Origin of the sequence: Fictibacillus solisalsi (assembly GCF_900103485.1) — a bacterium.
GTDB classification, from domain to species: domain Bacteria; phylum Bacillota; class Bacilli; order Bacillales; family Fictibacillaceae; genus Fictibacillus_C; species Fictibacillus_C solisalsi.
In genome coordinates, this window is the sequence record NZ_FNHW01000001.1 from 1,514,128 (window position 1) to 1,540,045 (window position 25,918).

Annotated in this window: 24 protein-coding genes and 1 pseudogene; 5 read left to right on the forward strand and 20 right to left on the reverse strand. The window is 45.4% G+C overall.

What is annotated here, in order from left to right; all coding sequences use genetic code 11:
- Positions 1 to 22: 22 nt before the first annotated feature.
- From BLT53_RS07735 to BLT53_RS07755, 5 genes are read right to left on the reverse strand one after another with little or no spacing between them, the layout of a single operon-like run.
- The gene (locus tag BLT53_RS07735) at positions 23 to 325 is read right to left on the reverse strand and encodes a glycerol dehydratase reactivase beta/small subunit family protein (RefSeq protein WP_090233918.1); all 303 of its coding nucleotides are present in this window, start codon (positions 323 to 325) and stop codon (positions 23 to 25) included.
- Positions 318 to 2,150: a diol dehydratase reactivase subunit alpha gene (locus BLT53_RS07740; protein ID WP_090233920.1), complete on the reverse strand. Its 1,833-nt coding sequence runs from the start codon at positions 2,148 to 2,150 to the stop codon at positions 318 to 320. The genes BLT53_RS07735 and BLT53_RS07740 overlap by 8 nt, the downstream gene beginning before the upstream one ends.
- A 2-nt stretch (positions 2,151 to 2,152) precedes the next feature.
- Positions 2,153 to 2,575, reverse strand: coding sequence for a diol dehydratase small subunit (locus BLT53_RS07745; RefSeq protein ID WP_090233922.1), 423 nt, complete (start codon positions 2,573 to 2,575; stop codon positions 2,153 to 2,155).
- A complete protein-coding gene (locus tag BLT53_RS07750) occupies positions 2,575 to 3,159 on the reverse strand; it encodes a propanediol/glycerol family dehydratase medium subunit (protein WP_090233923.1) in 585 nt (194 codons plus the stop codon). The genes BLT53_RS07745 and BLT53_RS07750 overlap by 1 nt, the downstream gene beginning before the upstream one ends.
- A gap of 12 nt (positions 3,160 to 3,171) precedes the next feature.
- Positions 3,172 to 4,854, reverse strand: a complete 1,683-nt coding sequence (locus BLT53_RS07755) for a propanediol/glycerol family dehydratase large subunit (RefSeq protein WP_244520378.1) — start codon at positions 4,852 to 4,854, stop codon at positions 3,172 to 3,174.
- Between the two features lie 250 nt (positions 4,855 to 5,104).
- Between BLT53_RS07755 and BLT53_RS07760 the strand changes: the two genes are divergently transcribed.
- Genes BLT53_RS07760 through BLT53_RS07770 form a run of 3 tightly spaced genes read left to right on the forward strand, consistent with a single transcriptional unit; the run spans position 5,105 to position 9,148 of the window.
- Positions 5,105 to 5,563 (forward strand): MarR family winged helix-turn-helix transcriptional regulator, encoded by a 459-nt coding sequence (locus BLT53_RS07760; RefSeq protein ID WP_090233924.1) that lies wholly within the window; start codon positions 5,105 to 5,107, stop codon positions 5,561 to 5,563.
- Between the two features lie 16 nt (positions 5,564 to 5,579).
- On the forward strand, positions 5,580 to 7,304 hold the full coding sequence (locus tag BLT53_RS07765; protein ID WP_090233926.1) for an ABC transporter ATP-binding protein: 1,725 nt from the start codon (positions 5,580 to 5,582) through the stop codon (positions 7,302 to 7,304).
- On the forward strand, positions 7,301 to 9,148 hold the full coding sequence (locus tag BLT53_RS07770) for an ABC transporter ATP-binding protein (protein WP_090233927.1): 1,848 nt from the start codon (positions 7,301 to 7,303) through the stop codon (positions 9,146 to 9,148). The genes BLT53_RS07765 and BLT53_RS07770 overlap by 4 nt, the downstream gene beginning before the upstream one ends.
- Positions 9,149 to 9,211: 63 nt before the next feature.
- Here the strand turns inward: BLT53_RS07770 and BLT53_RS07775 are convergent, their stop codons facing one another.
- On the reverse strand, positions 9,212 to 9,535 hold the full coding sequence (locus BLT53_RS07775; protein ID WP_090233929.1) for a winged helix-turn-helix transcriptional regulator: 324 nt from the start codon (positions 9,533 to 9,535) through the stop codon (positions 9,212 to 9,214).
- A gap of 132 nt (positions 9,536 to 9,667) precedes the next feature.
- Here BLT53_RS07775 and BLT53_RS07780 point away from each other — a divergent pair, with 132 nt between their 5' ends.
- Both BLT53_RS07780 and BLT53_RS07785 read left to right on the forward strand, forming a co-directional pair.
- Positions 9,668 to 10,201 (forward strand): GNAT family N-acetyltransferase, encoded by a 534-nt coding sequence (locus tag BLT53_RS07780; RefSeq protein WP_090233931.1) that lies wholly within the window; start codon positions 9,668 to 9,670, stop codon positions 10,199 to 10,201.
- A gap of 90 nt (positions 10,202 to 10,291) precedes the next feature.
- Positions 10,292 to 10,786: an FUSC family protein gene (locus tag BLT53_RS07785; RefSeq protein WP_170834272.1), complete on the forward strand. Its 495-nt coding sequence runs from the start codon at positions 10,292 to 10,294 to the stop codon at positions 10,784 to 10,786.
- Between the two features lie 37 nt (positions 10,787 to 10,823).
- On the opposite strand, the gene BLT53_RS07790 is transcribed toward BLT53_RS07785, so the two are convergent.
- From BLT53_RS07790 to BLT53_RS25770, 14 genes and pseudogenes are all read right to left on the reverse strand, one after another.
- The gene (locus BLT53_RS07790) at positions 10,824 to 11,183 is read right to left on the reverse strand and encodes a hypothetical protein (RefSeq protein ID WP_090233934.1); all 360 of its coding nucleotides are present in this window, start codon (positions 11,181 to 11,183) and stop codon (positions 10,824 to 10,826) included.
- 76 nt (positions 11,184 to 11,259) lie between these two features.
- Positions 11,260 to 12,510, reverse strand: coding sequence for a M20 family metallo-hydrolase (locus BLT53_RS07795; protein WP_090233935.1), 1,251 nt, complete (start codon positions 12,508 to 12,510; stop codon positions 11,260 to 11,262).
- Between the two features lie 63 nt (positions 12,511 to 12,573).
- On the reverse strand, positions 12,574 to 12,801 hold the full coding sequence (locus BLT53_RS07800; RefSeq protein WP_090233936.1) for a hypothetical protein: 228 nt from the start codon (positions 12,799 to 12,801) through the stop codon (positions 12,574 to 12,576).
- 33 nt (positions 12,802 to 12,834) lie between these two features.
- A complete protein-coding gene (hydA, locus tag BLT53_RS07805; protein WP_090233938.1) occupies positions 12,835 to 14,256 on the reverse strand; it encodes a dihydropyrimidinase in 1,422 nt (473 codons plus the stop codon).
- A gap of 15 nt (positions 14,257 to 14,271) precedes the next feature.
- A complete protein-coding gene (gene preA, locus BLT53_RS07810; RefSeq protein WP_090233939.1) occupies positions 14,272 to 15,540 on the reverse strand; it encodes an NAD-dependent dihydropyrimidine dehydrogenase subunit PreA in 1,269 nt (422 codons plus the stop codon).
- Positions 15,541 to 15,565: 25 nt separating this feature from the next.
- The gene (locus tag BLT53_RS07815; protein ID WP_090233941.1) at positions 15,566 to 16,939 is read right to left on the reverse strand and encodes an NAD(P)-dependent oxidoreductase; all 1,374 of its coding nucleotides are present in this window, start codon (positions 16,937 to 16,939) and stop codon (positions 15,566 to 15,568) included.
- A 28-nt stretch (positions 16,940 to 16,967) separates the two neighbouring features.
- On the reverse strand, positions 16,968 to 17,858 hold the full coding sequence (locus tag BLT53_RS07820; RefSeq protein WP_090233942.1) for a nitrilase-related carbon-nitrogen hydrolase: 891 nt from the start codon (positions 17,856 to 17,858) through the stop codon (positions 16,968 to 16,970).
- A gap of 295 nt (positions 17,859 to 18,153) precedes the next feature.
- Positions 18,154 to 19,497: an aspartate aminotransferase family protein gene (locus BLT53_RS07825; protein WP_090233944.1), complete on the reverse strand. Its 1,344-nt coding sequence runs from the start codon at positions 19,495 to 19,497 to the stop codon at positions 18,154 to 18,156.
- Between the two features lie 18 nt (positions 19,498 to 19,515).
- Positions 19,516 to 20,979 carry a CoA-acylating methylmalonate-semialdehyde dehydrogenase gene (locus tag BLT53_RS07830; protein WP_090233946.1) on the reverse strand — a complete coding sequence of 488 codons (1,464 nt, stop codon included), beginning with the start codon at positions 20,977 to 20,979 and terminating at the stop codon, positions 19,516 to 19,518.
- A 187-nt stretch (positions 20,980 to 21,166) separates the two neighbouring features.
- A complete protein-coding gene (locus BLT53_RS07835) occupies positions 21,167 to 22,264 on the reverse strand; it encodes a hypothetical protein (protein WP_170834273.1) in 1,098 nt (365 codons plus the stop codon).
- A 24-nt stretch (positions 22,265 to 22,288) separates the two neighbouring features.
- Positions 22,289 to 23,299, reverse strand: coding sequence for a Nif3-like dinuclear metal center hexameric protein (locus BLT53_RS07840; RefSeq protein ID WP_090233947.1), 1,011 nt, complete (start codon positions 23,297 to 23,299; stop codon positions 22,289 to 22,291).
- A 155-nt stretch (positions 23,300 to 23,454) separates the two neighbouring features.
- Positions 23,455 to 23,817 carry a Na-translocating system protein MpsC family protein gene (locus BLT53_RS07845; protein WP_244520379.1) on the reverse strand — a complete coding sequence of 121 codons (363 nt, stop codon included), beginning with the start codon at positions 23,815 to 23,817 and terminating at the stop codon, positions 23,455 to 23,457.
- A gap of 135 nt (positions 23,818 to 23,952) precedes the next feature.
- Positions 23,953 to 25,524 carry a PucR family transcriptional regulator gene (locus BLT53_RS07850; RefSeq protein WP_342027870.1) on the reverse strand — a complete coding sequence of 524 codons (1,572 nt, stop codon included), beginning with the start codon at positions 25,522 to 25,524 and terminating at the stop codon, positions 23,953 to 23,955.
- Positions 25,525 to 25,600: 76 nt separating this feature from the next.
- Positions 25,601 to 25,726, reverse strand: a pseudogene (locus BLT53_RS25770) (hypothetical protein); the annotation flags it as partial.
- Between the last annotated feature and the right edge of the window lie 192 nt (positions 25,727 to 25,918).

Genomic DNA, 25,918 nt, shown 5'->3' on the forward strand with positions numbered 1-25,918 from the left:
TATCCTCCTTATTCTCTTAGCGTTATTCAAGGCATAGCGGAAGGCCTTTTACCAATCTCGCCGCATTTTTCCCTCCCCATCGCTCCAGGCCCGCTGTACCATTCAGATAAGATTGACCCTCGGGAAGTTTTTCATGAAAAATCATGAACTGGTTTCCTTTTATGAGAATAGAAATGGGCAGTGAGGATGAGTGTTCCTGAGGTTCTGCCGAAATCCGGTAAGGAACACCTTCTTCTTCCAGGCCGGCACACATTTCTTTTAAAGAGATGGAAGATGACACTTTTTGGGAAATAATAGGAACAAATACAGCTTTATGATCATCCATTGGTCACCTCTTCGGTCACAGACAAAATAAGTCCCGTGGCAACAGCATTTCTTGGACCTTCTGTTCCTCTGGTATTCGCAAAGCCCGCAACAATAGAAAATCTGGACAGCTCTTCGGTGATCATTTGCGGAATTTCAAAATCAAGTGCCGACCCGCCAAGCATTACTACAAACGAAAGATGACGAAGGTTTTGGGTAGGCGATACTTTTTCCAGCGCCCTCAAGGCGTTAGTTACAAAAACCTTTCGTTTGGCTTCCCGGCGTACATGGCGGATTTTCTCCAGACTGTCCCGTATAGGCAATGGCGTCAGACCGCTTTCCTCGCGTATAACGACTTTGCCAAACGTCTCAGGAGCATACGGCGTTTCCGTAAAGGAAATGGTACCATCCTCAAGCTGCATATGAAAAAGGCTGATCACTTTTCCCAAAGGATACTTCTTTATTTTTTCAGCGAGATCAATGTCCTCCAGCGCCAATTCTGACTTAATGATTAGCGTAACCATATCTCCCGCCCCTGCCAGGTGTGTTGTCGTTATTTGTCCTTTATGGTTAATGACAGCAGCATCTGTTGAACCTCCACCCATATCAAGGATGACCAAAGGCTGTTCTGTTCCCGGTGTTGTCAATGCTCCGCGCATCGCCATTTCCGCTTCAATTCCTCCGACCTCAACCTCAACGTCCAATCGTTGTTGAAGCAAATCAGCTACTTTATGAACAGAGAGTTTTTCTGTTTTTACCATGGAAGCCAGGGCTACCCCTTGTTCCATGGCGATTTCTCCAGCCATCGCACCGCTGATGGAAGTCGGTATGCCAGCATCCACTGCCAGCATGTCTGAAATATGAATGTCACTGGCGTACTGACCCGTCATATTTGCCAGGTCTTGCCTGAGACCGTTCAGCATCCCGCCGACGTTCGTTCCCATTTCGCCCTGAACATCGATCAGATCCCCGATGTTCTCATAGGCCTGCATGATCCTCTCCGCCCCGTCGTTGATCGGGATAGAGACTGAATCCTTGTCCCCAACTAATGTAATGTTTCCTGCTTCTATTTTTCGTTCCACAATTTCTCCCTGAGGAGTCCGAATTACAACTGCGGAACGGACACCGACCAGAGATTTGGCCACAGGGGCAATTTGCCTGGTTTCTTCCGGGCTCAAACTGAATACAGTTGCAAGTCCATATGGGTTGGAAAGCATACGGACCACATGCCCCGAGAGCGCCACCTCTACTGCAGCCAGCTTATGAAGCGGAACTTTTTCAATAAAGGAAACTTCATCCACAATAGGGATTTTTTCCTGTAACCGGTTATGCACCAGTACACCATCGTCCTTTTGGATGATGGCTCCTTTCACAGAGAATCCGTCCTTTACACACCGGTTGATCATATAGGCCACCCATTCATAATCAAAGGACTCTGGAACGACCACAATTAAATCTTTATCTCTCCTTTGTTTTGGCAGCTCATCAATCATGACGGTTTCTCCCACCCCGAGACCACCGCCTCCAGGTGTATCGGGATTATGACCGATCATGGATGATTCAGTAATAATCGTTTCACTGATCAGATCCATCGCAAGATCCCCAATTACAGGCACTGCATCATTCAGGCGGATTCGTGATAGATCCGCAACAGTGATACCTGCTTTTTCCAGCACTTTATCCAGACAGGCGACAATTCCCTTGATATTCTCAGCAGTCCCTTTTACACCAGTTGTCGAAACAAGATGCTGCGACAGAAACAAAGGATTTCTATCTCCAACTTTGGCAATGGCAATCTCGGTCGTTGAATTTCCGATGTCAATTCCAGCGATAATCTCCTTTTCCATCTTTACTCTCCTGCTTGCCGCAGAATGCCCCGTCTTTCGTAAACTTCTGCAGCTTCCAGTACGAGTTTTGCATTTTCTGCCGCTTGGTACTCATTTTCAAGCTCATCCGCTATTTGTAGCAGCTCTTCTTTTGTGGAACGGTTAGGTCGCAATGCATTATATATTTCCAATATGCGCTGATCCGATATGTTAATGAGTTCAGCCGCGCGCCGGAAATTTTGCCCCAGCTGATCACGATGAAGACTTTCGGCAATCTCGGCATGCATGGTGAGCGTTTCGGGACTGATCCGCATGTCCTTGCTCGTAATCCCACCGTTTATCGCCGCTTCGAGTGTGAGATCTTCCAATTTTTTTTGCGTTGGAGTATAGATTAACTCCGACCGTTTTTGCCCTAATGGATAATCTGCTTTTGTTAAGCTTGCCATCAATTTGCCTCCTCCTTGATTGAAAAACTCCATTCGACCTCAACCGGCTTTTTGTTTTTAATCACCTGCTCGGCTTCCCGTAAATGAAGCAGGGCAGCAATCGCCTGGTATCTGGGCCTGGCCATTTGATCATTGACGGACGGGACAGGATCGACACTTTCACCGAGCGCATATAGCGCCGCATTTTTTCCAATGGCCCTGTAGGTTTCCAGTGTAATCGACGGCGATTGTGGAAAAAGTTCCAGATTGCTCAAGGGATCCAGATCTTTTTGATGAATAACGGTCGTGCCTCTGGATTGCAGTCCGATTCCGATACCTGATCCGCTCAGTTTTGCTGCCTGATGGCCCATAAAAGCCAGATCTGCTGTATGGTAACTTCGAATAATGCGTGGCTGCGCCCCTTGCTCTTCAATACCTGAAACAATTTCTCTGAGCACCGTGCTATGATCGACTTTCACAATCGTTTTATTCAGTTCTTTTCCAAAAGCAGGAGAAATCGCAATAACGACTTCGTTGGCCATTGTTCCTTTTTGTGCCGTATCTCCGTCATTCAGATTCATGAGTATTTCAAACGTGCCAATCATGAGCTTTCCTCCTTAATAGTCGCTGGGACTGATCGCCTGGCGGATATTTTTGATTTCTTCCCATCGCTCCCCGCCCAATCGGTAGCCTGTTCCAGGTCCTTTGTAATCGTTTTCATCATTGACCGCACTCAACACCACATTTTGCGCATTGATAATCGCCGAAGTATGCAAATAATCACCTGCCACTTTATGCTTCAGCATATTGAATATCCGCTCAGCGGTTTGCTTATAGCCTCTTTTGGCAAGGATAAGCGCGACCTCAAAACCTGTAATCTCTTCTGTTAAGATTCGCTCCGCCGCCTTCAGATCTTCCACCACATTGCGCTTTGGCATATCAGCACTGCTGTTGGCATAGGTTGCCGCTTCAACTTCTTCATCTGTGATTTTTGGAAAACCAAGGTCTTCAAAGATCGCCTGCATGGATTTCGCTGCCTGATAACGGACATTGATGACTTCCGTTTCCTCCACCGGTTTAAGTCCGCCGTCGACCATCATATCCCGCTGTATGATAAGAAAGTCGTCAATATCCGAGGAGTCCATATTGGAGCCTGCAAACATATCATCACTATTAGGTACTGCGCTGAAACCGGAGAAAATAAAATCAGTCCCAGGCAGCAATTGGCAGAGCATTTTGGCGCTTCGTCTGATTTCCGAATGGGAAAATGTTTGGTCATTTCCCGAGGCGACTTCAAGATCAAACATGGTGGTGGCCAAATTTTCCGCCAGAACCGCCCGCAAACCGCTCGGCACAGCCGCAGGAATGCCGATACAGCTAATGGATCCATTTTGCAGCCCCTGAACGCCGGCTCCCTTTGCCATCATGACACAGCGGACTTCCAGATAAAGCATGGACTTTCCTTCGGCACCTGCCATTTGCACTTCTGAGCCTGTACCAGACGTAAAGCGCATTTTTGCACCTCTTGAAGCATAAGCGGAAGCCAAAAAAGATTTTGACCACGGTGTGTCATCTCCGTCCATAAAGACGGATTCCGTTCCGTAAATGGAAATGGTTTCGGCATAAGTGGTTAGGCCCAGCATGGCCAGCCGCAATTCCGTTGCTTCTTCCAGTGCATCCTGTGTCAGAACTCCTCCTCTTGCAGTCTGCGAACCGACAAGCAAGGCAAGTGCATTAAACGGAGCATAACGAACAATGCCGACGGTGGTCTCCTGTTCATCAAACCCAAGAATTCCCGCTTCTGCGGCATCGGCAGCCATCAGGATCGGATTATCCCGAACATTGGTTACATGGCATTGATTGGCCGGGGTTTTTCTTGCTCTCATTTTCTGCAGGGCCATCATCATTTCAACCACATTCAGATGGTTCAGCACTTCCACCACTTTCGCCGGGGTCATTCCCTTGACGATCGAAATCATTTCCGAACGGGAAACATGAATGTCCACCAGTTTCCTGGCAATCTCGATACTTTCCATTTTCATGACTTCCCCTGCTGCCGACACGTCGATCGTATAGTCGGCAATGAACTGATCCAGCATATCAAAGTCTTGTCGTTCTTTGCCGTCCATTTCCGTGATCCTGCCGTTTTTTATTGTTAATGACGGTGCTGGATCATGAGGACTGGACATAGCAACAAATCCCTGGTCCGGCCATTCCTGTACGAATCCGTCTTTGTTAACTGGCCGCTCTTCAAGCACTTTAAACCGCTTGGAACGCTTTTCTGACATCGTTCGATTCATGACAACAGCTCCTTAAAAATTTTAAATTTTCTGTATCCTTATTTTACAGTGGTAAAAAAACACAGTCTTTGAAAAAAAACTACTTTCTTCTGGATTTATAAAACCTTCAGTCTTCATTTTAGGAGAATCATAACCATGCCTATTTTTCCTTCAGCCTATTGACTGTGCAAGAGGTTGGAGGTAACGTATAATAGTTCATATATGAATTGTTCTAAAATGAACAGTTAATAAACAGAAGGAATGATCGTTCATGGAATTTGAAACACTGCATACCACCCGGTCGGTTCAGCTTCTCCGCTCTTTTTGGAATGTACAAAAAAATGTCATGCGGATTATTCAGCGGACAGCAGCTGATAACGGCTTGTCCGTGCCGCAATATACCATTTTAACCGCCATGATTCTTCATAAGGAACTAACTCAGAAGAATCTTGGAGAAAAGACCTTTTTTGCAAAAAGTACACTTAGTCAGTCGGTGGATGCTTTGGTTCGGGAAGGCTTGCTGCATCGGCAGCCGGTCGAAGACAACCGACGGGAAATCCAACTTTCCATTACCGAAAAAGGAAAGAAACTATTAAAGACGATTCATGAGCAAGAAGATGGCATCCACATGGCTTTCGGGGAGGCTGTTCAAGATCTGGAAGATGACCAGTTTCATAATCTTCTAAAAACACACCTGCACATTGCTCAGCATCTTGAAGAAAAAGAGTAAAGGAGGATAATGCTTCATGATAAAAATACTAAAAAACTTAGCGCCCTATAAGTGGATGGTCGCCGGGGTGTTTGGATTGATTTTCATCCAATCCATGTCTGACCTGTTCCTGCCCACTCTCATGTCGGACATTATCGACAAAGGCGTGGTTCCCGGTAAGTTATCCTACATCTGGGAAGTCGGAGGCTGGATGCTCCTTTTCTCAGCTGTCGGTGCTCTGGCTTCAGTTACCGCAAGCTATTTTTCTTCCAAAGCGGCCATTGGACTCGGGCGTGATATTCGCCTAAAGGTGTTTGAACACGTGGAACGTTTCTCACTGCATGAATTTGATCAGGTGGGAACCGCCTCTCTCATTACGAGAACAACGAACGATATTACCCAGGTGCAGCAAGTGGTTATCATGATGCTGCGTATGGTGATCAGCGCCCCCATCATGCTGGTCGGTGGAATCATCATGGCTGTCTCAAAAGATGCCAAGTTGTCTTTGGTGATTGTGGTGACTCTTCCCGTGCTGGTCGCCTCCATCCTGCTGATTTTATACAAAGCAGTTCCACTTTTTAAAACCGTGCAGAATCGGCTGGACCGCCTGAATCTGGTCCTTCGGGAAAATCTAACGGGCATCAGGGTGATTCGGGCGTTTAATCGTGAATCCGAGGAAAAGAAACGCCTTCAGCACGCGAATAAAGACCTCAGGGATGTCTCGATCCGTGTAAACCGGATTATGGCCTTTATGATGCCAGTCATGATGCTGGTTATGAATTTGACCATTGTCGGGATCATTTGGTTCGGAGGCATGCGAATTGACAACGGCACCATGCAGATTGGTGACTTAATGGCATTCACGCAGTATGCCATGCAAATCATGTTTGCCCTCGTCATGTCATCAATGATGTTTGTCATGGTTCCGCGCGCAGCCGTATCTGCCGCCAGGATCAATGAAGTACTGAACATTCAGCCGGCAATGGAGGATAAGGGGACAGAACGAGCAGACGCTGAGCCGGGAACCCTTGAATTTGATCAGGTCACCTTCAGCTATCCAGGTGCCGAAGAACCCGCTCTCTCCTCTATCAGTTTTAAAGCACAGCCCGGAGAAATTACAGCCATCATCGGCGGAACCGGGTCCGGGAAATCCACCCTGCTTCAATTGATCCTGCGTTTTTATGAGTGTTTGGAAGGAACGATCCGGTTGAACGGTGTGAACGTTGATCATGCCAAGCAAGACGAAATTCGGTCAAAGATTGGTTTTGTTCCGCAAAAAGCGGTTCTTTTTACAGGAACGATTGCTGAAAACATCCGCTATGGAAAACCCGATGCTTCTGATGCAGAAATCCGGCATGCCGCGGAAATCGCGCAGGCTGAAGATTTTATTCTCAAGATGAAGGACGGCTTTGAGTCCAGATTGGAACAAGGCGGATCCAACCTGTCTGGAGGACAAAAGCAAAGGCTTTCCATCGCAAGGGCGCTTATTCGAAAACCGGATATTTACTTATTCGATGACAGCTTCTCAGCGCTCGATTTCAAGACAGATGCCAGGTTAAGGGCAGCGCTCAAGGAAGAGACCAGAAACGCCACCGTCTTAATTGTGGCACAACGTGTCAGTACCGTTATGGATGCCGACCGGATCATTGTTCTTGAGAAAGGAAAAATAGCTGGTATGGGAACACATGAGGAGCTTCTGGAAACCAATGAGGTTTACAGGGAAATCGCATTGTCCCAGCTCACAGAGGAGGAAATTGCATGAGCAGGCCACAAGGCGGCAGAATGGGCCATGGCCCTGGCGGAGGCAGCATGTTAATGATGGGCCAGAAGGCAAAAAACTTCAAAGGAACACTACTCCGGCTTTTATCCTATTTAAAACCAAGAAAACGAAAACTGGTCGCAGTCTTTATCGCAGCTATTATCAGTACCGTTTTTGTGATTATCGGACCGAAGATTACGGGTAAAGCCATTACGGTATTGTTTGAAGGAGCCTATGGAAAATATAAAGGCATACCGGGAGCTGCCATTGACTTTGAAAAAATCGGACAACTGCTTCTCATCCTTGCAGGACTGTATGTGCTCAGCAGCCTTTTTAATCTTCTTCAGCAGTATTTAATGTCGACTGTTGCTCAGGACACCGTGTTTGATCTCAGACGGGATGTTAATCAGAAACTGGAGAAGCTGCCCCTCAAATACTTCGACGGCCGGCCAAATGGAGAAACACTGAGCCGGATGACCAATGATATTGATTTGATCGGAAGCACGCTTCAGCAAAGTTTAACACAGTTCATTACTTCCATCGTGACTATCCTTGGAATTATTATCATGATGCTTTCGATCAGTCCTTTGCTCACACTGCTTTCCATTGTAAGTCTCGGGCTGTCCATGTTTGTTATCCGTCCGATTCTGAAACGGTCCCAAAAACATTTTGCAGACCAGCAAAAGACGTTGGGCCAATTGAACGGCCATATTGAAGAAATGTATACCGGACATCAGGTGGTGAAAGCATTCGGTCATGAAAAAGCGGCCATCTCGCAATTCAAAGGAATCAATGAAGAACTGTACCATGCCGGAAGCAAAGCACAATTTATTTCCGGAATTATAATGCCTATGATGTTCTTTATCGGGAATCTAAGCTATGTACTCATCAGTGTGATCGGCGGGATCCTGGTCACCAAACGGGCCATCTCCATTGGTGACATACAAGCCTTTATTACTTATTCCAAACAATTCACACAGCCTGTGACCCAGACAGCCAACATCGCCAATATCATTCAATCGACAGTGGCAGCTGCTGAGCGGGTCTTTGAACTGCTTGATGAACAAGAGGAACAAAAAGAACAAACAGATATGGTTTTTAAACGAACAGAAGGTGCTGTCCGTTTTGAACATGTGGACTTTGGTTATGGAGATTCATTGCTGATTGAAGATATGAATATCGAGGTAGCTCCCGGCCAGACAGTGGCAATTGTCGGACCAACAGGTGCAGGCAAAACGACCCTCATTAACCTCCTGATGCGTTTTTATGAACTGAATGGCGGATTGATCGAAATTGACGGAACAGATACGAGAAATATGCCACGATCCGAACTCCGCCGCAAGTTTGGCATGGTTCTTCAGGACACCTGGCTTTTTCATGGAACGATTAAAGAAAATATTGCTTTTGGGAAAACGGGAGCAACCGATGAAGAAATTATCACTGCTGCCCGGACGGCGCATGCAGACCATTTCATCCGTACTCTGCCTGAGGGATATGAGACCGTGTTGAATGAAGAAGCGTCCAACATCTCGCAAGGGCAAAAGCAGCTCTTAACCATTGCCCGGGCTGTTCTGGCGGATCCGCACATCATGATTCTTGATGAAGCGACATCCAACGTGGATACAAGGACAGAAATTTATATTCAGAAGGCCATGAACCATTTGATGAATGGGCGCACCAGCTTTGTGATTGCCCATCGCCTCTCGACTATTAAGGATGCAGACCTGATTCTTGTCATGGACCAGGGGAAAGTGATCGAACAAGGGACACACGATACGCTGCTAGCAGCAGACGGTTTCTATGCCGATCTGTACAACAGCCAGTTTTCGGAAAAAGAAGCCGGATAAAAAGAAGACTCCCTTGCTGGATGAAAGGGAGTCTTTATCTTGTCTAAAATTTTTTCAAAATGCCTATTTATTCTGCATGGTTTTTCCCCACTTCGCCAATGATTCAAGAGATGGAATCAAAGCTTCTCCATCCATCGTCAGTGAGTACTCAACTCTCGGTGGAATCTCCATATATTGCTTGCGAAGAATCAACCCATGGTTTTCCATTTCTTTTAATGACTGTGATAACACCATATTGGTGATACCATCCACTCTTCGTTTTAGTTCGTTGTATCGCAAGGTTTTTCCGTTCCATAACGCCCATATGATCGGAAGCCGCCACTTGCTTCCGATTAAGGTAAGGGCAAACGTTAACGGACAATCTTCTTTTCGTTTATACTGTTCCACGAAGCACTATACCACCCTTTACTCAGTTTTTACTGACTTACTCATAAATTACTGCATACTTGTTTTCCATGCTGGTTGTATTACGATTATATCGTAGGTTTTTTTATTTGAGAAAATGAAAGGATGAAAGATATGAACTTAACCTATGAGATTTTGCCCGATGATCAAGCGGTACAATGCAAAGAGCTATGCAATGAACTGATGGGCTACCAAAAGTCCAGGGCTGTGATCAAGCCGGAACTCTTTGACTCCATGAATTTTGAAACAAGAATGCTTCCTTCCATGGGGTCGGCGCTTCATAATCATCTCGTCGCCGTGAAGGATGAAGACGAGATGATTGGCTATGTCTATTCCAATGTTTCTCCCAAGATCACGTACTCCAATGACTTTGCCACATTCTTTGATTTGGATTCTGTTTCAGGCGATTATGTCGGCTGCCTTTCCCAATTTTATATAAAAGACGGATACCGTCAATATGGGGTCGGCTCGAAGTTGTTTGAAATGTCCATGGAGTGGCTCCGGCAATTTAACGAGGTTGAAGATTTGTTCATCTATGTGTCAAATGGAAACGAAAACGCACTCGAATTTTATAAGCGGAAAGGTTTTGTCGTGACTCACGATATATTGGACGGCTTTATTACTGTGTTGCGAAACAGGAAACGTTGATGAAACCCCGCTGTTCGATCATTTGAAAAAATACATATGTTCTTCATTGGAGATAATACTAATAAAAATTTTAAGCGCAGCGGGGTTTTAATGAACAGCAATATTACTGAAAACCAATCTGAAAATTTATCCATTCTCGTCTGGAAGCTGGCGCTTGGGTCTGCCGTTTCCTGGGAAATTTCTAAGTATTTAGGATCCAACCACCCGTACCTTGCTCCTCTTTCTGTTATCCTGACTATCCAGTCCAGCTTTGATCAAACGATTTCAATTTCTGTAAAACGGGTGATTGGAACACTGATAGGAATTTCGGTAACAGTCCTGATTGCAAAATTTTTCAAGGTCGAGGGTTGGAGTCTTGGACTTTTAATTCTGATTGGATGCTTCACCGCAAAGTATTTCAACTTTAGCAAAAAAGTAATTCACCAGGTTGCCCTTACCATACTTTTTGTTTTTGTATTTGAACATCAGACCGGGCACTACGCCTTTGACCGGCTGAGGGATACAATCATTGGCGTACTGGTTGCTGGTGTAATTCAGATGGTGTGGTTCCATTTATTCACAAAAAGGAAAGAGCTCCATTTCTAATTGACCGGAGCTCTTTTTCATATTATATCTACCTTAACTATGATGCCGTCCATTCTATAATCGCCGTTTTCTTTCCGTTATTATCAAGCACGGGCACATTGTTTATATACATAGATCCAGCACTGTTGTACTGATAAGGCGTTCCGTAACTATTTCTATAAAATCCAGTCAGATCATGAACATCGTCAAATACCGATAAATGGACATTTTCTGATCCAGCCTCCATCCCCAAATCAACAATCACTTTTGCAACAGCAGCTCCCCAATCATAAACTTCTGTTACTGTCCGGTAGGGCGTAAATCTTTTTTGATCCGTTTTCTTTTGCAAATGCGCTCGTGCCAATAGAAATGGCCATAGCGGATGTGGCTGCAATAACCAAACATCCGCCTTTTTCAATATATAAGCCCATACACAAAAGGTAAGTCTAATGCAAAAAAGGACCCTGAGTGTCGCCAGAGTCCCTTCCAATATATTAAGTGGCCATCATTTTGATCATTGTCCGATAAAGCAGTTCAGCACCGAGCGTCAAATCCTCCGGAGAGGAATATTCCGCCGGATTATGGCTGATCCCATCCTTGCAGCGGACAAAAATCATTCCATAGTCACAGGCGTAGGAAAGCATCAGTGCATCATGAAACGGACCACTCATTAATTCTGGCAATTCAAGTCCCATCTGCTTGCTTTCACTGTGCATAATTTCTTTGATCCACTCCGCACAATATCTGGGTTCGCTGTTGGTGTCTTCTTGTATGTCATAGGACAAATGGTATTTATCACAGATATCATTGATCTCCTGCCTTAATTGTTTTTCATAGGCGTCCCTGCGATTTTGGTCAATATCCCGCAGATCGATGGTAAAGGTCACTTCCTCTGCTATAATATTTCTTGAATTCGGAAACACCTGTACGTGACCTACAGTACCAACAGTTGGTGCACCCTCTTCCTGCCGGACAATGCGATTAAGAGCAAGGGAGATTTCCGACATGCCCAGGATGGCATCCTGGCGCATAGCCATGGGAACGGAACCTGCATGACCGGCAAAGCCTTTTAATTTAACTGTCCACCACAGCGGACCTGATATACCGGAAACGACGCCAAGCGGCAAGTTCCCTTTATCCAAAACAGGCCCTTGTTCAATGTGCAGTTCCAAAAACGCATGGATGCTGCCGGGTTTATATTGCGATTCGTGAAATTTTCCCGGGTCACAGCCAAATTCACGGAGTGCCTGTTCTCTTGTTACGCCATCCTGGTCTTTACGCTCCAGGTCAGCTTCTTCCAGTTTTCCAAGAATGCCCCTTGAGCCGAACAGCCCGCGGTTAAAACGCCAGCCCTCCTCATCACAAAAGGATACCACTTCAATGGGGCGATCAGGTTTTATTTCCTGTTCACTAAGCGTTGCTACAGCCTCTATAGCAGAAAGGACGCCTGCCGGACCGTCATACCGTCCTCCATACGGCTGTGAATCCAAATGAGAACCCATCATGAGAACCGGGGCATCAGGGTTTTTCCCTTCCATCCGCCCAATCAGATTTCCAAAATGATCGATCCTGACCTTTAAGCCAGCCTCTTTCATCCAAGAGCCAGCCAGTTCAAACGCTTCCTTTTCTACAGAAGAAAGAGCGGGACGGCATACGCCCGTATCACCTATTTTCCCTATTTTCGATAGTTCATTGAGGCGGCCATTCAGTCGTTCACGATTAATCTTCAGTTCTTGAACCTGCATCAGTACTCCTCCTTCTATGTATAAAAAGGCTGTTGTTTATTAGCCAACAACCTTTCAACTCTATTATTCTGCCAACGTGAGATTCTTTTGCAATGAGACCATAATGGAAGAAAAATATTTTCTTGCGTCCGCTGTTTCAATCAGCAGCACCTCTTGATTCCTTTGATTCGCTGCTTCAAAAACAACTGTGGCTCCATCCAGGTTTTCTGTAACTTTTGTTATCGTATAGCCCTGGTTCAGAAGGAGATCAATTTTTGCCTTCTCTTCAAAATATTCCTGTGACGCAGTCATACACCAGCCTCCCTTGCCTCTTAATATTCAAACCTATCTGGATTTAGAAAGAGCTGCCATTTCCTTGTTCTCCACGGCATTAAACCGTTTTCTCTTCACATACTTCCCTTTTCCGAGTTCGCCGACAAACTGTTTATCCTTGATGACAAACTCACCGCGAGACAGAACGGAAACAGGCTCACCGGTCACCCTCATGCCCTCAAAGGCATTATAGTCAACGGCCATATGATGATTTTTCACGGAGATGGTCCGCTCCACTGCCGGGTCAAAAATGACGAGGTCCGCATCACTGCCAACAGCGATGGTTCCTTTTTCCGGGAAGAGACCGAACAATTTCGCAGAACGAGTAGAAACAATATCCACAAATTGATTAAGGGTAATACGGCCCTTTTTGACGCCTTCTGAAAAGAGGACCGTAAAACGGTCTTCGATAAACGGACCGCCGTTTGGAATCTTCGTGAAATCCTCTTTTCCAAGATCTTTTTGTCCTTCAAAATCAAACGAGCATTGATCCGAACCCAGTGCCTGCAGCTGGCCGTTCTTTAAAGCATTCCACAAATGCTCCTGATGTTGCTTTTCACGCAACGGCGGTGACCAGACATACTTGGCACCTTCAAAATCGGGCCGTTCCATCTCGCTTTGATCCAATACAAGGTATTGCGGACAGGTTTCACCGTACACGTTGTATCCTTTGCTTCGTGCTTCCGCTATTTTTTCCACAGCTTCCCTGCAGGTTACGTGAACCACATACAATTGGGAATTGGCAAGCCCTGCCATCAAGCAAGCACGACCAGTTGCTTCGCCTTCAAGTTCCGGCGGACGCGTCAGAGCATGATAGATTGGATCGGTCTTTCCTTCACCAAGCGCCTTTTTTGTCAGAAAATCGATCACATCTCCATTTTCGGCGTGAACCATCACAAGGGCTCCTTGCTCTTTGGCCATCACAAGTGTTTTATAAAGAGTCTCGTCATCGGCCTGAAGCACATTTTTATACGCCATAAAGACTTTAAAAGATGTAATACCTTCCTCTTCAATCACCTGGGGGATTTCCTGCAGCACATCTTCATTGATTTCTCCGATCATCAAATGGAATGAATAATCAATGACCGCTTTATCTTTCGATTTCTTATGCCAGGTTTCTATCGAATTTTTCAATGGTACTCCTTTGTCGGTTAAACAAAAGTCAATGACTGTTGTTGTTCCGCCAAAAGCTGCAGCGATAGTTCCTGTTTCAAAGTCATCTCGGCTTACGGTTCCTCCAAAAGGCATCTCAAGATGGGTATGGGGATCTACTCCGCCGGGAAACAAGTAACATCCTTCGGCATCAATCACTTCGAGTCCATCTGATGGCAAGTCCTTCCCAATGGCGGCAACCTTTCCGTCTTGGACCAGAACATCGGCCACATAAGTATCAGATGCGGTAACAATGGTTCCGTTTTTTATAATCTTTTTCATCGGCTTCTTCCTCCCTTAATTTCCTTTAAAACCGGCCAAAACGGTCTGGCGTTCATTCCATGTCATCGGCGGCTGTTCATGCGTTAGTTCCACCATGTCGATGGCGCCGTCTTCAGGACAGACGATAGAGCAAAGATTGCATCCGACACAATCGTCTTCCCGCACCTGCAAGTAGCGGGTCCCGTCTGGATCGGTCAGCATGTCAATACACTGATGTGAGGTATCTTCACAGGCAATATGGCATTTGTTGCAGTTGATGCATACATCTTGGTTGATTCGGGCGACAATCCGGTAATTTAAATCAAGGTTGCCCCAATCCGAATAGCGTTCCACCGATTTGCCGATCAGATCATGAACAGATGCAATGCCCTTTTCATCCAAATAGTTGTTCAAACCGTCGATCATATCTTCCACTATGCTGAATCCATGGTGCATGGCCGCAGTACATACCTGTACACCGCCCGCGCCCATCAGCATAAACTCAACGGCATCCTTCCAGGTGGAAATACCGCCAATTCCTGAAATCGGCACATTAATTAGCGGATTTCTCGCACATTCTGCCACCATATTCAGCGCAATCGGCTTAACAGCCGGACCACAATAGCCACCGTGAGCGCCTTTTCCAGCCACATGCGGAATGGTATTCCATGTATCAATATCCACGCCAGCCAGGCTGTTGATCGTATTGATCATGCTGATGGCGTCCGCCCCTCCCTGTACAGCAGCACGTGCCGTTACGGTAATATCGGTGATATTAGGAGTCAGCTTAACAATAACGGGTGTCCGTGCGGCTTCCTTTGCCCACATGGTCTGGGCTTCCACAAGGTCAGGCTGCTGACCGGAAGCAGCGCCCATTCCCCGTTCAGCCATTCCGTGGGGACATCCGAAGTTTAATTCAAGCCCATCAACACCCACATCTTCCACCCTTTTGACAATTTCATGCCACTTTTCGCGCTCCGGCTCTACCATAAGCGAAGCAATAATGGCGTGGTTTGGAAACCTTTTTTTCGTTTCATAGATTTCCTTTAAATTGACTTCAAGCGGACGATCGGTAATTAGTTCAATGTTATTAAACCCGGCTACTTTTTTACCGTTAAAACTGACAGCTGCAAAGCGGGCTGTTGTATTGATGATCGGTTCCCCCAGAGTCTTCCATACTGCTCCTCCCCAGCCTGCTTCAAACGCACGCTGAACCTGATAGCCGGAATTGGTAGGTGGTGCAGAAGCGAGCCAAAAAGGGTTTGGAGACTCTATGCCTGCAAGGTTGATTCGAAGATCTGCCATACTTTGAACCTCCTCATTTGAATGGTTAGGCTGTTTCGATAATCGAGTTTCTTAGTTTCTGATGGACCGCATAAGCCGCAGTCTTGCCTTGCTGGGCCGCTGTCACCACCATTGCTTCTCCTTGCCCGTCACCAAAAATGACATCTCCAGCTGCAAAAATCTTTTCATTGGACGTTTGATACGTTTCCAAGTCCACTTTTACGACGCCCCATTGATGTTGAAGGCCAAAAGCCTCCACAAGAGCTGTATGTCGGGTTTGTCCAATCGCTTTAATAACGGCATCCACTTCAAGCAGAAATTCGGATCCTTCTACCGGCACCGGCCTTCTTCGTCCGTCCGGCCCGGGTTCGCCAAGCTCCATCCGAATGCATTCGAGCTGTTTCACAACGCCGTTTTCATCCCCAACAATGCGCACCGGGGCTGTAAGCCAGCGGAACTCAACATTATCCTGTTTGGCAAATTCGTATTCAAAATCATAAGCCGTCATTTCCTCCATTGTACGACGGTAGAGAATTTTTACGTTCTCAGCCCCAAGGCGGACAGAACAGGTAGCGGCATCAATCGCCGTATTTCCCGCTCCAATGACAGCAACCCGTTTTCCGACATACTGATGCGTCAGTTCCTTTGTTTTTGTTTCTTCAACAAACCGGATAGCGTCATGGACACCTTCCAGTTCTTCTCCCTCAATTTTCAGCAATGGCACTTTGGACATCCCAATCGCCAGGATGACCGCGTCATAGGCTTCCAAAATCTCGGCCGGTTCAATGTCTCTACCGACCATTGTGCTGGTCTTAATTTCAACGCCCAGTTCCTCGACCTGCTTTACTTCCCACAGTGAAATACGCTCAGGTAGACGGAAAGACACAATTCCATAAGTATTAAGCCCGCCGGCCCGTTCCTTTGCTTCAAAAATGGTAACTTCATAACCGAAGCGCGCCAGCTCCCGGGCTGCAGACAACCCAGCCGGTCCGCCGCCCACCACGGCCACTTTCAAACCGTTCTTTTGCCCCCGTTCAAACAGGGACTGTTCATTTTTGATGGCCCAGTCGGTCGCAAAGCGCTGCAAATCGCCGATCATGATTGGCTTTGTGGAATGATTCAGCACGCATGCTCCTTCACAAAGCTCTTCTGTCGGGCAGACGCGCGCACAGCTTGCTCCCACAGGATTGGATTCCATGATGGTGCGTGCTGAGCCTTTTAAATTACCGGATGCGATTTTTTTAATAAAAGAAGGGATGTTAATGCCCGTCGGGCACGCCTGAATGCAAGGAGCATCGTAACAGTATAAACATCGGTTTGATTCATCCCTCGCGTCTGCGGGGCTTAATCCTGACTTTACTTCATCGAAATTCCGCTGCAGGTCCTCCAGCGAAATAAACACCTGGCTTCCGTTATTCATCAACCTCGCCTCCCGTGATCTTTTTGATTTATGGTAAAAGCTCAGTCATTTCCCGATACGTTTCCGGACGTCTGTCTCTGAAAAACTGCCATGTATTTCTTACTTCGCGGATCAATTCACGGTCCATGGTTCCAATGACCACTTCATCCTTGTCCCTGCTGCCAATCGCCACAAAACTTCCTCTTGGATCGCAAAGATAGGATTGTCCATAAAATTCTCCAAGGTTCCATGGTCCTTCCATCCCGACGCGGTTTATTGCGCCGATATAATAGCCATTTGCCACGGCATGGGCAGGCTGTTCCAGTTTCCACAGGTATTCGGAGAGTCCAGCCACAGTGGCCGAAGGGTTAAAAACAATTTCTGCTCCATTAAGGCCAAGCAATCTAGCGCCTTCAGGGAAATGCCTGTCGTAACAGATGTAAACTCCAACTTTCGCAAAAGCAGTATCAAATACAGGATAACCGAGGTTGCCCGGTTTGAAATAATATTTCTCCCAAAAGCCATTTCCGCTATTTCCAACATTGACTTGAGGAATATGGTGCTTACGGTATTTTCCAAGATAGGATCCATCTGCATCAATGACAGCAGCTGTATTATAATAAGTAGCGATGCCCTCCCGTTCATAGATCGGAAGAACAATGGCAATGCCCAGTTCTCTTGCTAATGCTTGGAACCGGCTGGTCGTGGGACCGTTCGGAATTTCTTCTGCGGCGTCATACCATTTGGCATTTTGTTCCGTACAAAAATAAGGACCATAGAAAATCTCCTGCAAACAGACGATTTGTGCTCCTTTTTCAGCCGCATGTCGAATCAGTTTGATATGCTTCTCAATTGCCATTTCTTTATGAACCGCTACTGATTCACTGCCATCTGCTTCATTGGAAGCCTGGATGAGACCAATCGTAACCAAGTTTGACATCATATCTCCCCTTTTATTTAATTGTTTGATAGAGCATGAAATGTAGATGTTGGAAGGTTTGTTGTGTGGAAACTGCAAAGGCGGCATGGATTCAAAAAATTTTCTTGCTTGTACTATTCTACAAAGATGGTATGTATTTCTTCTAAAATTCTGAATATTTTAACTATACCTCTTTTAAATCGATTTTTCATCATACAATTTGTTAATTAAATGCCCCCTATTCTTGGACACTATGTAAAATGAATAAGACAGGTGGAGCCATCGTCTGGACATATGCCAATGGCTCCGTTCCTTTTTATAGTGCCGCAATGACTTCTTTTACCGTTTTTCCAAGAATCTCAAGGTCTTCGTCATTGATATTAAGAGGCGGAGCAAGCGTTAGAACATTATTGTATCCGGCAACTGTATCTCCATTTTTGCCAATCAATACGCCCTTTTCCTTGCAGGCCGCAATTACCCCATTGACCTGCTTGGCATTCAGGGGAGTTTTTGATTGCTTATCCTCTACAAGTTCAATACCGATCAGAAGGCCTTTTCCACGCACATTGCCTACTAAAGGATGATCTTCAAGTTCCATCAACTGCTGCAACAGCTTTTCACCCTGAATGTTCGAATGGTCCACGAGATTTTCATTTTCCATAATCTCAAGGTTTTTCAAAGCCACTGCACAGCTTGCAGGATTACCGCCGAACGTGTTCACATGGCGGAAATGATCATATTCCTCTTCTCCTTTAAACGCTTCATAGATTTCTCGTTTAACGGCAGTGGCCGACAGAGGAAGATAGGAACTGGTAATTCCTTTGGCCATGGTTACAATGTCAGGCTGCACACCATAATTCATAAATCCAAATCGTTTTCCGGTTCGGCCGAACCCATTAATCACCTCATCAGAGATAAGAAGGGCTCCATGTTTCTTGCAGATTTCTGCTACCCGTCCCATATAACTTTCGGAGGGGATTAAGACACCTCCCCCGGTGATGATGGGCTCCATGATGACACCGGCAATCGTTTCTGAAAGTTCCCAGGTCATCACACGGTCAATTTCGCACGCACACTCTTCACTGAAAGTTTCCGGTGTATGATAATCCGGATGCCGGTAGCTGTCCGGAGGTGTAACATGCAGAAATCCTTGTGCCAGGGGCTCGTATTTATATTTTCGTTGCGCCTGCCCTGTCGCTGCCAAAGCGCCCATCGAGTTTCCATGATAACCCCTGTAGCGGGCAATAAATTTATGTCGGCCCGCGTCTCCTTTTTGCTGATGATATTGCCGTACAATTTTGAACGCCGCTTCATTCGCTTCTGAACCGCTGTTTGAAAAGAAGATCACATAATCTCCGCCCAGCCACTCATTCAGCTTTTCTCCCAGTTCAACTGCCGGCTGGTGGCTCTGTGTTAAAGGATAATAGGGCAGTTCTTTTAATTGGTCATAGGCAGCCTGGGCCAGCTCCTGACGTCCATATCCGACGTTAACAGACCAAAGCCCCGCCATCCCGTCGAGATATTTTTTTCCCTCCTGATCAGTGATCCATGAACCACTCGCCGATTTTACTACCATGGTAGAAGGGTTATAGCGCTTCATGGAGTGCCAGATATACTTTTCATCCTTTTGTTGAAGCACGTCTTTTTGCTCAGTTTGCATCCTATATTCTCCTCTCTGTTAGACAAAACGGGACGTGATCATCTTTTTACGTGTATAAAAGTTCAATCCGTCTTTTCCGTTTGCATGAAGATCCCCATAAAAAGAATCTTTTGCCCCTGAAAACGGAAAAAATGCCATAGGAGCCGGTACACCCACATTGACGCCAAGCATGCCGGGTTCTGCTTCTTCCCTGAATTGGCGGACTGCTTTTGCATCCTGGGTATAAAGTGTTGCGGAATTTCCAAACCGGGAGGAATTCACAATATCCAGTGCCTGGTCCAGATCGTTCGCACGCAAAATGCTGAGAACCGGCGCGAAAAGTTCTTCACGGGCAATTGTCATTTCCGGAGTGACCTGATCAAAAATCGTGGCGCCAAGAAAGGTTCCATCCGGATGGCGCTCCATATCCTCTCTTCCATCCCGTACCAAAACAGCCCCTTCTTCCTGTCCCTTCTGAATTAAACCAAGCACCTTTTCCCGGTGGCTTTGGCGGATGACAGGGGTCAAAAGGACTTCATCATCCAGTCCGGATCCCATTTTCATGTGATCTGCTTTTTCTTTTAATGCTTCAACAAATGAATCCTGGCGGCCGACCAAAATGACGGCACTGCACGCCATACAACGTTGTCCCGCACTTCCAAAAGAAGAACTGAGCACATTTTGCACGGCTTTATCGAGTTCAGCATCCGGCATGACAATATGGTGGTTTTTCGCTCCGGATAACGCTTGCACCCGTTTGCCCTGGGCCGCAGCTTTTTCATAAACGTATTTGGCTACCGGCTGTGAACCAACAAATGAGATCGCTTTTACGTCGTTGTGATCAATCAATCCATTAACCACATCATGGGCGCCATGAACGATATTGAAAACACCTTGGGGCAATCCTGATTCATGGAGGAGTTCCGCAAGACGGTTGGCTAGAATCGGAGTTCGTTCCGATGGCTTCAGCACAAATGTATTACCACATACGATTGCGAGTGGGAACATCCAGCAAGGAACCATCATCGGAAAGTTAAAAGGCGTAATTCCGCCCACCACCCCAAGCGGATAACGGAACATTTCAGAATCTATGTCTTCAGCGATACTTGAAAGGGAGTCTCCCATCATAAGGGACGGGGCTCCACAGGCAAATTCAACACATTCGATCCCCCTCAGGACTTCACCGTACGCTTCCTTGTAACTTTTCCCATTTTCTTTGACGACAAGCTGTGCGAGACTCTCATGGTTTTTGGTGAGAAGCTGTTGATATTTAAACAGGATCCGGGCCCGTTTTGGAACAGGAACTTTGCGCCACGTTTTAAATGCTGCTTTTGCGGCTTTAACCGCTTCGGCCACTTCTCCCTTTGTTGAAATGGGAACACTCGCCAGCACAATACCTGTTGCTGGATCGGGTACTTCCAGAAAATCGGTTGCCTGGGAATCGATCCACTGTCCATTGACAAAGTTCTTCAGTGTTTGCACGGTATTCGTCGTTACAGCCATCATCTCACTCCTTACTTTTTTAAAAATTCTAAACTTTCAAATTCTATTATATCGGTAGTAGGGTGTTGTTTCATTAGACAAAGTGTAAAATGCTTTACCTATATTCCCGTACATTTCGTAAAGAATTGAATTGAAAAAGCCTGTCTCCAAATTTCTGAAGACAGGCATAACCCAATTTAGTAAAGTTTTAAGAGAGGAGTGGAGTAAGTCCTAAAGCCATGATTAACACTGTAATTAGACGAAGCAGCATACCGATTACAGCCGCACTAAGCGCTTCCTTTGCCGACAGGTCTGAGTTCGCTGACCAGATCGCAGGGATCTGTCCAAAAATATCAGATAACGGCAATCCGGAGGCAGATAAGACAAATGCTCCCACCACGAACCTTGGATCCAAATCGGCGGCAATAGATTTCATTTGATCCATTGCAAGTGTTGGCGACGCCATCACTGCTGTAATCCCAGTAGCTGGATGTACGCCAATCCATCCAAACAATGTTGACATGCCAGTCTCAATTGGATGCCAGATGCCGGCAAAGTCCAAAATACCAATGAGACCGTATATCACTGCAATCGCTGGTATTACAAATAAGAATAAGAGTTCTGCTCCTTCTTTCGCCCCATTGAATACCGTTGGGAATAATGGGGTATGCGGGGTGAAGGAAGGAAGGTCTTTCAAATTTACTGTTTTGGTATTCCGCCACAATGTCTTGCTCAGTACCCAGGGTACTACAAATAAAGGAGCAAAAATGGTGAGAACTACAACGGGAAAAGCGTTAATTCCTGCTGCTGATAAAGCAATTAATCCGAGCAGAAAACAGGAAAATGATTGCTGACATTGAACCATCGTCGCAACCGCAATTTTTTGCTCATCTTTTGTTGCATGCGCCTTCTTTAAAATGGGGCCGGCAATGCGGCCGGCAGCATTTATATCACCTACGATATGATAAAGTCCGGGGATAACGACCGTAGGATTAATCCCCAGCTTCTTTGTAATCGGGACAAACAGCCGGATGAGTGCATCGGTAAATCCGAGACGTTCTAAAATTCTCCCTGTCATCACGCTTAAAATAATGGCCACTCCTACACTTCCTGTTAAAAAAACATTAACGACCGTTGGCTGGACTTTTTCAACCATGGCAGTGAATGCACCGCCAATCCACTCGGGTTTAAAGAAAAGGAGCACGACGAGAACAGCGACTAAGCTGAGGCCAACATATTCAATTTTTCTTTTTTCTTTAACATTCCGGTACCCAATATCATAGACAGACTCCTGGATTTGTTTCATCTTAATACCTCCCTTTAATATTGACTACACGTGTATTTTTTTTACCAAATAATTCTCTGCCATCGTTTTAGCGTATTGTTTTAATCTCTCATTTCCCACTTTCGCTACTGGGACAGATGTGACCCTCTCACGAAAAACAACCACCTCAATTTCTGGGAAAAGCATGTTCATAGAATAGGCAAGGGGTAGACCATTTTCATAGATTTCAAGTACGTGGCAGTTTCCAATAAGGAAATTCAGGCCAAGATCATAACACTCTCTAACTAATGAACTAGAATTGCTTACTCGGCTAATGGATGCAATCACTGTGTCTGTTTGGGGAAACTCCTCCTTTGCTCTTCGTAAATCTTCTATTGAAAATCCGGTATGAGGAAAGATATGCAAAATATTTTGGATGGGCGTATCACGTGTTCCTATTTCAATTCTCCCACATGTGACAAGTGAAGTTTCAATAAGAGAAGAGGATAATCCGCGGATTTCTCTTTCCGCCTCGACCAGCTGTTTCTCTTGTTCGAGATTCATAAAAGCTTCCAGACGGTCAAGAACATCTCCTAAGTTCTTTACTTCAGGCAGTACTCTTCCCGCAAACAAAACATTGCCTTCTTTATTGCCATAGTGAATATCAGAATGATAAACCTTATGGCCATGTAAAAAAGGGATGCCTGGATGAAGTCCATGAAACGCCTCGTGGAGTTCAAATATAGCAATGCCATATAAATCCAAATAGTTCCGCAAGGTAACCCCTCCAGAACTTGCACCATCAGCGATCGGGTGGTGAGCAATTATAGCATCAACTCCTGTTGCAGCTGCTAATTCAATATCTTGCTCCGATAACGTCATTGAAACAGCAAGTTTTTTCACTATTTTCTTTGGATCTCCATAAACTAAGCCCGGTCGTTCCAAAACTTCTTTCCCTTTAATCCCTGAAGACTTCCAAATCACGAAAGGATGGGATTCTTCTTTTTCCGTTCCTTGCAGTACTCGTCCATGTGTTAACACATTAAGTCCCTTCACTATTTCCTGAACGCTGATCATTAATAATCCTCCCCACATTTTTTTAATCTATATAAAAAGCCGCCGGTAAACAAAACGAACACAAAAGAGGCTTCCTCTTTTCATGCACGTTTTATTTACCGACGGCTTGCCTGCCCTCACTTGGAGATCATTTGGCCAGTCAGTTTTGCTTGTCCTTAGTAAGTCTCCACCTCATGTTCCAAAACCACTACCGTAGCGGATTGCTCGGTTAATGGATCGTAATCCTTGAGGATGGTTACCACTTTAAATCCGTATTTTTCTTCAAGCTTCCGTTTAAAATGAACCTTGAATTCATCAATCAACAGTATATCAAACATCCGGGTAGCCTCCCGGTTCTTCTGATCTAATGCCCGTATGGCAGGAGCGCGGCGATGAACTGTCATAATGATAATTTTCTTGCCGAGAAGGTCTACTCGCTGCTCCTTTGTCCCGATATCGAAAAGCTGTAAATTGATATCCTGATAGTCTTTAATTAACTCCTGCTTTAATTGTCCAGTCTTAAGCAGTGACTGTTTCAAAGCATCAGCCTCCTGTAGAACATACTTTTCAACGAGCATCGCAAGAACAATAGGTTTTATCAGAATATTACACCTAGTAAAATGGTAATGCACTAAAGTTAACAGAAATATCAGAAAATATCAAGATGTTTTTCTTCAGTCAAGTTCCAAATATTCATGGGCCATGGCTGCAAATTCAAGGGCCTGCCTCTTTCCTGGCAGCATAAAGTCGCTTCCAAGCAAATTTTCCAGCTGCTTTATTCGATGATAAAGGGTCTGTCGAACAATAAAAAGATGTCCTGCTGTTTCCTGTTTGGATCCGTTGCACATCAGGTAAATTTTTAAGGTTTTTAGCAGTCGGGTTTGATACTTGGCATCATGATCAATGACGGGTTGTAAATAGTCGTTCACAAAATCTTGAAGCTCCTCCCTTTCCCGGATCATGGAAATAAGCCGATACATGTGCAATTCATCGTAAAGAGGACTTATTTTTCCTTCGGCCAGCTTTCTTTGCAGGCGCAGTGCCTTTTGAGCCGTATCATAGCTTTTGTTCATGCTGCTCAGCAGACTGACAACTTTGCCCGCTGTCATGTGCACAGCAGGCAGTTTTTGATTCTGTCTTGCTTGTCTGATCCCTTGAAGAAGCCTTTCTTTCATCGTTGGTTTTTCTTTAAGGTTAATCATGATGAAAATAAGCTGCTCCCTTTTGGAATAAGGAAGAATATAAAATCCAAGTGGTTCAAACGCTGACCGCACAATAATTTGTATGTATGGGTATTGATTTTCAGAATGCCCGGCCTCCCATTGCTGTAACTCTACACAAAATACCGCCGCTCCCTGATGTTTACCTTTCATCCCCAATAAGGAAAGATGTTTTTCTATCTCATCCTCGCGATGCCTTCCTTCCAGCCATTCCTGCATCCAGCTGTTCTCTTCTGCTCTCTTTTTTTCAGCGGCATACATTTCACGCAGCAGCTGGTTGGCCAGCGCGGTGGCCGTCCGGTCACCGAGGAGAACTTCAAGCTCTGTGAAGCTTCGATCTTCTGAGAAAAGAATCAGCTCGGCAAGCTGGTGATCAAGCGCCTGTATCGGCTGCCTGATCAGCTTGCCTTCTTCCTTGTTTGATTTGATCCTGTGAAACAACTCCATTTTCTCTTGTTCCTGAAGAACAGGAACACACAGTTCTTTTTGCTGGCTGCACTTAAAGATCACCTGGGATTTCACCGTTTCATGAAGATGATTCAAAATCAAGGCTTGGGGATCAGAGCCAAGCAGAAGCCTGTTCAGTTCTTGAGAAAAGACTTCAAGTTCTGAAATCATTTGAAAATGCTGCTGAATTAGGAATGTATGAAGGTCTTGTGTAATGTCGATAAAGCGTACTTCTTCCTGAAATACGATGATCGGAAATCCATGTTTGTCAGCCAGTTCCATCACTTTAGCCGGCACTTCCTCCAAATGAGTCCCCAGTTCAATGCATAATCCTGAAACATTATGATCGATCAGGTCTTGCACCAATGACAAAAATGCAGCTTCCTCATTTTTCCACGCCATTCCTGTTGACAGAATCAATTCATTTCCATTCAAGAGATTGCCAATCTGTGTCACTTCCATCACATGAACCCATTTAATCAGCCGGTTTAATCCAGTTTCTCCGGCAATCACAAAGGCTTTTTCAAACATTTCCCTTTTTAAGACATCAGAAACGGTGATTTTTAGATGTAGAACGATAGTGACACCTCATTCCCGGAAAAATATTTTACTATTCACTCTTTTAGTCTACAATAAATCCTTTTTAATTTCGCTATTAATCATTGATGTTGCCATTATCATCAACCTGATCATTATCAAATGTCCGCGTTTCACTGTAATACGTCTGGGTGGCAATATTATTTCCGGTATTGCCAAACCCTGAGCCCGTATACGATTTTTCGCTTCGTTTAGGCTAGATCACTTTGGCATCACCAAAATTTAATACTGAGCTTTGATGAATTTTTTTAATATCAATCGATCCCACTGTTGCACTCATGTCCAACGCCCCCTTGATTTTGTAGAATATCTTATGAAGGAAAAAGAAAAACTCCACAAAAAAAACATGGCCCTATAAAAATGAGCCATGTTTTCC